This is a genomic window from Acinetobacter stercoris (assembly GCF_900323515.1).
Classification (GTDB): Bacteria; Pseudomonadota; Gammaproteobacteria; order Pseudomonadales; family Moraxellaceae; genus Acinetobacter; species Acinetobacter stercoris.
In genome coordinates, this window is the sequence record NZ_OOGT01000182.1 from 1 (window position 1) to 8578 (window position 8578).

General features: G+C 36.8%; 7 protein-coding genes. 3 read left to right on the plus strand and 4 right to left on the minus strand.

The window, feature by feature from the left end; all coding sequences use genetic code 11:
* The 3 genes from KPC_RS15545 to KPC_RS15555 form a co-directional block, all read left to right on the plus strand.
* Positions 1 to 1037: putative bifunctional diguanylate cyclase/phosphodiesterase (locus tag KPC_RS15545; RefSeq protein ID WP_146196650.1), on the plus strand; the 1037-nt coding region annotated here is incomplete at its 5' end.
* A gap of 141 nt (positions 1038 to 1178) precedes the next feature.
* Entirely contained in the window at positions 1179 to 3449 is a 2271-nt protein-coding gene (locus tag KPC_RS15550) for an NADP-dependent malic enzyme (protein ID WP_121975273.1), read from the plus strand.
* A gap of 89 nt (positions 3450 to 3538) precedes the next feature.
* On the plus strand, positions 3539 to 4768 hold the full coding sequence (locus KPC_RS15555) for a multifunctional CCA addition/repair protein (protein ID WP_121975269.1): 1230 nt from the start codon (positions 3539 to 3541) through the stop codon (positions 4766 to 4768).
* A 145-nt stretch (positions 4769 to 4913) separates the two neighbouring features.
* On the opposite strand, the gene KPC_RS15560 is transcribed toward KPC_RS15555, so the two are convergent.
* The 4 genes from KPC_RS15560 to KPC_RS15575 all read right to left on the minus strand — a co-directional run.
* A complete protein-coding gene (locus tag KPC_RS15560; protein WP_121975270.1) occupies positions 4914 to 5615 on the minus strand; it encodes a hypothetical protein in 702 nt (233 codons plus the stop codon).
* Positions 5616 to 5764: 149 nt separating this feature from the next.
* Positions 5765 to 6739 (minus strand): EF-P lysine aminoacylase EpmA, encoded by a 975-nt coding sequence (gene epmA, locus KPC_RS15565; protein WP_121975271.1) that lies wholly within the window; start codon positions 6737 to 6739, stop codon positions 5765 to 5767.
* The gene (locus KPC_RS15570) at positions 6736 to 7803 is read right to left on the minus strand and encodes a 4-phosphoerythronate dehydrogenase (RefSeq protein ID WP_121975272.1); all 1068 of its coding nucleotides are present in this window, start codon (positions 7801 to 7803) and stop codon (positions 6736 to 6738) included. The genes epmA and KPC_RS15570 overlap by 4 nt, the downstream gene beginning before the upstream one ends.
* 363 nt (positions 7804 to 8166) lie before the next feature.
* On the minus strand, positions 8167 to 8578 hold a 412-nt coding region (locus tag KPC_RS15575; RefSeq protein WP_146196651.1), incomplete at its 5' end, for a helix-turn-helix domain-containing protein.

Genomic DNA, 8578 nt, shown 5'->3' on the forward strand with positions numbered 1-8578 from the left:
TTGCAATTATCTATAATTTAAATAATTATTCAGTAAAGCAACATTGCCAAAATATTCTGAAAGCATTGAATAAACCTTTTTATATCAATCTTCAAGAACACTTCATTACTGTATCGATAGGTGTCGCATTATATCCCGAACATGGTCGACAAATTGACAGTCTCAATATACATGCAGAACAAGCCTTAGCTGAAGCAAAGCAATTGGGTGGTAATACCATTCGCCTGTATTCACACAAAGCTTCACCACTTTTGAATAGTAGTATCAACTTAGATCGTGATCTAAGACAAGCGATAAAAAATAAAGAACTCATTGTTTACTATCAACCTAAAATCAGCCTGACATCAAAAAAAGTTTACGGTTTTGAAGCCCTGATTCGCTGGAATCATCCTGTTCGGGGTTTGATTGCACCAGATACCTTTTTGCCTTTTGCTGAAGAATCAAGCCTGATTTCTGAAATTGGTTACTTTGTTCTTTTAGAAACCTGTAAACAAATCAAGTCATGGATCAATCACGGGTTTCCTGACATTTCCGTTTCGGTAAATATTGTTGCTCAGCAAATACATCGTGGTCGCTTGCTCACAGACCTAAAAGAAGCTTTAGAACTTTATAATATTGATGGGCATCATCTGGAACTGGAAATTACTGAATCATCCCTGATAGATCATTCTAAAAATGTTGAAAAACTGTTAGAACAAATCAAAAAAGAAAATATCTCAATTTCACTAGATGATTTTGGAACTGGGTATTCCTCACTCGCCTATCTGACTCGCTATCCATTTGATACTTTAAAAATAGACCGTGCTTTCGTGAATAAAATTGGCGATCACAAAGACGAAGCCATCATTACCGCCATGATAGCAATGGGTAAGGCAATGGGTATGAATATCGTTGCTGAAGGTGTTGAAACGATTGAACAGGTCAACTTCCTTAAACATCAAGGATGTGACATCTTACAGGGCTTTTATTTTTCTAAACCGTTAAATGCACTTGAAAGTACAGAATTTCTAAAACAGCATAAACTGATTGCTGTTTAAGGACAATCCAGCATAAGTTTCACTAAGATTATTATAAATTGGAACTTTTGGACTGTCCGTATTGCTCAACTAATGGTATATTCGAGAAAATTTAGCCAAAACTACCAGCCTCGCTGGAACATTGTAACAATCGAGAATCTGATGGACGATCAATCATTAAAACAGCAAGCTTTGTATTATCACGAGTTTCCAACGCCAGGGAAAATCAGCGTTACTCCGAGTAAACAGTTAGTTAACCAACGCGATCTAGCGCTTGCTTATTCACCTGGTGTCGCAGCACCATGTCTTGAAATTGAAAAGGATCCAGCAAAAGCTGCACTTTATACAGCTCGCGGCAATCTGGTTGCAGTCGTCAGTAACGGTACAGCTGTTTTAGGTTTAGGAAATATTGGTCCTTTAGCATCAAAACCAGTAATGGAAGGTAAAGGCGTATTATTCAAAAAATTCGCTGGTGTTGATGTCTTTGATATTGAAATTGCTGAAAATGATCCTGATAAGATTGTCGACATTGTTGCGGCACTTGAACCAACATTTGGCGGTATCAACTTAGAAGATATTAAAGCACCGGAATGTTTTTATATTGAGCAAAAACTTCGTGAACGCATGAAAATTCCTGTGTTCCATGATGACCAGCACGGTACCAGTATCATTGTTGGTTCAGCACTTTTAAATGCTTTACAAATCGTAAATAAAAAAATTGAAAATATCAAAGTCGTAGCATCAGGTGCTGGTGCTGCTGCACTCTCTTGTCTAGATCTTCTATGTGCATTAGGCGTAGACAAGAAAAATATCATTGTTGCTGATTCACGTGGTCTATTAACCACAAAACGTGAAGGCTTAGACGAATCTAAAAAACGTTATGTTCAAGATATCGAAGCCACTCAATTAGCAGATGTTATTTCAGGCGCTGACATGTTCCTTGGACTTTCTGCAGCTGGCATTTTAACCAAAGAAATGGTTAAAGAAATGGCAAAAGACCCAATTATCTTTGCTCTTGCCAACCCGGATCCAGAAATTTTACCTGAGCATGCACACGAGGTTCGTCCAGATGCCATTATGGCAACAGGTCGTTCTGATTACCCAAATCAGGTTAACAATGCGCTTTGTTTCCCATATATCTTCCGTGGAGCACTCGATGTAGGTGCTACAACCATTAATGAAGATATGAAGATTGCATGCGTACATGCAATTGCGCGCATGGCTCATGTTGAAGCTGATGCAGCAACATATGGTGAAAAATCAGCATCATTTGGTCGTGATTACCTTATTCCTCGTCCATTAGATCAACGCCTGATTTTGGAAATTGCACCTGCTGTAGCGAAAGCAGCAATGGATTCTGGCGTTGCAACACGCCCGATCGAAGACTTTGCAGCTTATCGTCAACGTTTGTCTGAGTTTGTTTATAACTCGGCATTTATGATGAAACCAATTTTTGCACAGGCAAAATCAGATCCTAAACGTATTGCCTATGCTGAAGGTGAAGACCTACGTGTACTTCGAGCAGTACAAATTGCTGTTGATGAAGGTTTGGCATTCCCTATTCTGGTCGGTCGTACTGCTGTGATCGAAACCAACATCAAAAAACTTGGTCTTCGTTTACAACACGGTGAAAATATTGAAATCGTTGATCAGGAGAAAAACCCAGATTACGAGAAATTTGCTGATGACTATTACAACATCATGCAACGTAAAGGGGTAACACCTGAATATGCTCAACGTGAAGCTCGCCGTCGCTCAACCCTGATTGCATCTATGCTGGTTCGCCATGGACATGCTGATGGTATGTTGTGCGGTACTTACTCAAGCTATGATATTCACTTGGACTTTGTGAAAAACGTGATCGGTCTCAAAGAAGGTCGTAACAACTATTTCACTCTAAATGCATTAATGCTTGAAGATCGTAATCTGTTCATTGCAGATACTTATGTAAATGTGAATCCTACTGCTGAAGAGCTGGCTGAAATGACTATCTTGGCAGCTGAAGAGGTTCGTCGTTTTGGCATGACACCACGTGTTGCTCTGCTTTCACATTCTAGCTTTGGTTCAAATGAAACTGATCCAAGTGCACAAAAAATGCGTAAAGTATTTGAGATATTAAACCAGATCGCCCCTGAACTTGAAGTTGAGGGTGAGATGCACGGTGATGCGGCACTTGATGAAAATATTCGTCACTTTGCATTCCCGAACTCTCGTTTCAAAGGTTCTGCTAACTTGTTGATCATGCCAAACCTTGATGCAGCCAATATTTCATTTAACCTGTTGAAATCAACTTCAGGCAATAATGTAACGATTGGACCTATCTTGCTTGGTGCTGCGAAACCAGTTCATATTTTAACTCCAACAACGACCACACGTCGTTTAGTAAATATGACTGCTTTAACTGTCGCTGAAATTCAACAAGCAAACCAATAAGTCATCTCTCTTTAGTAAAAAGCTAAAGTTTCGGACTTGAGAAAACCTCTATTCTGTAGCATGATTGCTTTAAGAATAGAGGTTTTTTCATGCAAGTGTATTTAGTTGGTGGAGCAGTCAGAGATCATATACTTGGACGTCCTATTGTAGAAAGAGATTATGTTGTTGTCGGTGCGACGCCAGACCAATTAATCGCCCAAGGTTATCAACCTGTCGGGAAAGATTTTCCTGTATTCCTCCATCCTGAAACCAAAGAAGAATATGCGCTCGCCCGTACTGAGCGGAAGTCTGGACATGGATATCATGGTTTTGAATTTTATACAGACCCGAGTGTCAGTCTTGAAGATGACTTGATCAGACGTGACCTAACCATTAATGCAATGGCTATGGATGAACAAGGTCAAATATTTGATCCTTATCATGGTCTGGATGATTTAAATAATAAGATTCTTCGCCATGTCTCTAATGCATTTGTTGAAGATCCTCTGCGAGTACTTCGCGTTGCGCGCTTCGCTGCCCGATATCATCCCTATGGTTTTCGTGTAGCCAACGAAACGCTTACACTCATGCAAAAGCTTGCTGAATCGGGTGAATTAAACACACTTACACCGGAACGTGTCTGGAAAGAAACTTCACGGGCGCTTATGGAAGATCATGCTGACATCTTCTTTGATGTTTTACGTCAATGTGGCGCATTAAAAGTTTTATTCCCTGAAATCGATGCATTGTTTGGTATACCCCAACGCCCTGAATATCATCCCGAAATTGATTGTGGTATCCATACACTCATGTCCTTACAGCAAGCATGTAAAGCCAATTATTCTTTAGATGTACGATATGCTGTTTTAGTACATGATCTAGGTAAAGCACTCACGCCTAAAGAGGAACTACCTAGACATATTATGCATGAAGATCGTGGCATTGCCCCTGTTACAGCATTAAGTGAACGGTTAAAAGTTCCAACTCTGACCAAACAACTTGCACTTGCTGTTTGCAAAGAGCATTTAAAAGCACATCAGGCTTTTACTCTAAAAGCTGGTACTTTATGGCGCTTACTACAACGACTGGATGTACTGCGTCGTCCTGAACGTGTTGAAGCATTCGTTCAGGCATGTGAATGTGATGCTAAAGGTCGCTTAGGGATGCAAGATCGTGATTATCCTCAAGGAAAATATATTCTGGATGCGGTAAATGTTGTCCGTTCTATCAAAGCACAGGATTTACCAGCCGATATAAAGGGTGCAGATATTGGTGAAATGCTGATTCAACGTCGGATAGAAGCCATTAGTGAACTAAAGCATACTTTAGAGCACCATTAACATTATGAAATTAAATAAGTTGATCAAATAATCTTTAGTCAGATCATTTGATCAACAAAAACACTAAATTTAAGAATAGCTATTGTTTTCCAAACAAAAATTCGAAAATAAATATTTTATTACTCACGATTTAATCATGTATATCTTAACAATGATGTGATTCGCAATACCCTATTATAGCCACTCCTGGAATCATCAAAACTAATCCAACAGGTGCAATAATAACTGCACCAATACCTTTTGCTATCGGCATTAATGATCTGGATTTTTTTACTTCTGACATTGATGTTTGAACAATAAGAGGTTCCTTAAATTGTCCTAATTTTAGAATTTGTTCACGATTACTCAATTTCACGACTTCACCTTGAAAGGGGATGATAACCTTAATAAAGTCATCATTTGAAATAGAAAATTGGTTTTCTTCATCTTTCGTAATTTCTTTATATAAGAAAGAGTTTTTATCTTGAAATTCTTTTTTACCAATAGAATTAGTTGGTAAAAATGCTTTGTAATAACCTTGAGTTACATTAATTTTTGAATCTGTTTTTTTCAATTCAAAATCTAAGACAACACCCCTAATATACTGCCTATTCTTTACAATAAATGCCAATCCATTTCTGCAACGCTCGGAGCTTTCTTTTGTATAAGTAATCGATTTATCACATGGGCTGATTACATAATCAAATTTTTCACCTATTGCATAAACTTTACCTAAATTATCTTGTTCTACTTGATATGCAATGCTGTAAATTTTTTCATTTATAGGCTGGGAGATATATTTTGTAGTTGTACATCCAGTTAGAAAAATACCCCCTAAAATAATTTTTAATAAAATCATATATCGCATATTTTTATCCTAAATTCACTATCAAGATCTAATCTACAATTAATTAGAAAAAATTAAATAATTGCCAATAATTTTAAATTTATAAAACAAATGTATAGCATTATAATTTGAGAAATTAAACCTTCTTTTAAAAGAAGGTTTTTCTTACATCACGATACTTTTGCTGGAAATGTAATCACTTTCTCCAGTTTCATCTGATTTTGAACCACCATCAACAAGCGGTCTATACCAAGTGCAATCCCTGAACATTCAGACATATTCGGTAAGGCGGCAAGTAAATATTCATCTATCGGCATAATATGTAAGCCCAATTTTTCTCGCTCTGCATTATCTGCTTCGAAACGACTACGTAGAATTTCAGCGTCAATCAGTTCATCATATGCATTAGCAAGTTCCAGGCCCTCGATATACAACTCAAAACGTGCTGCTACTTTTTCGCCATCTTCATCTAGTTTAACTTTAGCAAGTGATGCCATTTCAGGTGGAAAATCTGTTAAAAACACTGGAGTATCAAAGCCTAAGCTTGGCTCAACCATATGTGAAAAAAGTAAATCAATATAAGCGAGCCGATCATCACCTAGATCTAGACTTAGCCCGACACGGTGTGCTGTATCTTTCAACTGCTTGAGCGTTGCCTGTAAAGGGTTGATGTCCAGACGATCCTGAAAAGCATTTTTATAACTTAAGATCGTTGGCCGAACCTCACCAAAGCGCTCTAGTAAAACGATATTGAGTAAATCTGTTACTTCAAGCATTAATTCTTTTAAAGATAATGCTGGTCGGTACCATTCCAGCATGGTAAATTCACTATTATGTTTTCGACCATGCTCATCATCTCTAAATACTTTACATATTTGGTAAATTGCACCACTACCACTTGCCAGTAAACGCTTCATCGCAAATTCTGGTGAAGTTTGTAAATAATGAGTTTGTTTTTTACCTTGCACATGACGCTGAGCATTTATCGAAGCCAAATGTACATCGGTTACACCTGCTTGAGAGAGTATAGGTGTTTCTACTTCCAAAACGCCCCTATCTTCAAAAAACTGTCGAATCTGTTTGTATAGTTTGGCACGAGCTTTTAGAGCTTTCAGGTCACAAGTTGGTTGATAATGAATACTCATGCCTTTGGACCTCCATGAGCTGCCCATTCACGGCGCAGAGGATAAGTTTTACGTAAATAATCAAATGCTTTTTGATCTATTTTTCCATCTTTTAAACAAGCACGTAAATTTTTATCATCACGTGAAATATCATATATATCTATCAAGTATTTTTTTAATGTATATTTTAGATCTTGCTTATCAAAATATTGATTACATAACGGAAGTTGTGTTTCAAACTTTTTATCAGCATTAAAATCAAATGTCCTACAAAAAGCATCATAAATCATTTGCGTACCACGAGCCTTGCCTTCGAGACTATAACCTGCAATATGTGGAGTCGCGATACTCACCAGATCTATTAATTTTTCAGATATTTCTGGCTCATGCTCAAAAACATCCAGAACAACTTTACGATTATTTTTTTCAATGTCCGCAATTAGCGCACTTTCAGAAACCACAGCGCCTCTTGCACTATTGATAAGTATGGCTTCTGTTTTCATTTTCGATAATGCTTCTTTATTGATTAAATGAAAAGTTGGATAACATCCTGTTTCGGTTAATGGAACATGTGTTGTTACTGCATCTGACTGTTCGAGTAACGTTTCAAACTCAACTTGCTGAATATTTTCATGCCTAACCAAAGGGTCGTATCCAATTACATTCCATCCTAAAAGTCCAGCCATATAAGCAAGACGCGACCCTACATTTCCTAACCCAACAATTCCCAAAGTAAATTGCTCATTTCGATCAATAAGTTCAGGATTTAATTTCAATAATGCTGTAATTACATATTCTGCTACAGCCTGTGCATTACACCCTGCTGCATTCGACCATGTAATATGGTGTTTTTCTATACTTGAAATATCAAGATGATCTGTACCAATCGTTGCACTACCTACAAATTTTAGCTCAGTACCTTGAATGAGTTGTTCATTGACTTTGGTCACCGAGCGAACCAGTAAAGCATTGGCATCTTTGACATCAGCGTGGGTTAAAGTACGCCCTGCTACCTGGAGAATATCACCGAATTCAGAAAAAAAATATTCAGTAAATGCCAGATTTTCATCTGCAACAATTTTCATAACGCATTCCAAAGTATAGATGGAAACTATCATACCGCTTAGCCACTTTACAGGCTATAATCAAATAACTTTTATAAATCTAAAATATCTATTTTAAGCACATGAAACTTAACATGAGATCATTGTTCATTCACTCAATGTTTATATATTTTCATTATAAAATAAGACAAATAGGCTCCCTTAAAATGAATATTAAATCAGTTTACAAGTCAGCTTTTCTACAGTTATATAAGACTTAGCCTCTATTATTAAGAAAATAAAGGCTCATTATATTTAGTCTACCAACTAGCTTGAGTTTTTAACATATCTCCCTAAAAGTAGAGATTGGAGCCTATTTATAAAAAATAATTTCTAAAATATATGTTAATGTTTTTCCCTCCATCTCATCGGGCTTTCCCCTGTCCAGGTTTTAAAAGCACGTATAAAAGAAGTTTGCTCTTTATATCCCAGTAAATGAGATACCTCCAATATGGAACGATGATCTTCTAAAAGATATTTTTTTGCTAAAAATAAGCGTATTTCATTCATTAATTCTTGAAAAGTAACATTTCTACTTTTTAATTTATTTTGTAGAGATCGAATGGGCAGATTTAAATATTCGGCGACCACATATATTGTAGGATGACCATTAACTATGGACTTCAATATTGCAGCTTTAACATTTTCAATAAAATCAATTCTTTTTGGAACCTTATCCAAAACCTCATCAGCATATTGAGCAAGAAAATTAAATAATATTTTATCAGAGGTAGATTTTTTAATATTCAAGATATTC

Excerpts from the sequence above, each read along its gene's own strand:
- epmA (WP_121975271.1), bottom strand. The coding sequence starts at position 6,739 with ATGAGTATTCATTATCAACCAACTTGTGACCTGAAAGCTCTAAAAGCT.
- KPC_RS15560 (WP_121975270.1), bottom strand. The coding sequence starts at position 5,615 with ATGCGATATATGATTTTATTAAAAATTATTTTAGGGGGTATTTTTCTA.
- KPC_RS15570 (WP_121975272.1), bottom strand. The coding sequence starts at position 7,803 with ATGAAAATTGTTGCAGATGAAAATCTGGCATTTACTGAATATTTTTTT.
- KPC_RS15555 (WP_121975269.1), top strand. The coding sequence starts at position 3,539 with ATGCAAGTGTATTTAGTTGGTGGAGCAGTCAGAGATCATATACTTGGA.
- KPC_RS15550 (WP_121975273.1), top strand. The coding sequence starts at position 1,179 with ATGGACGATCAATCATTAAAACAGCAAGCTTTGTATTATCACGAGTTT.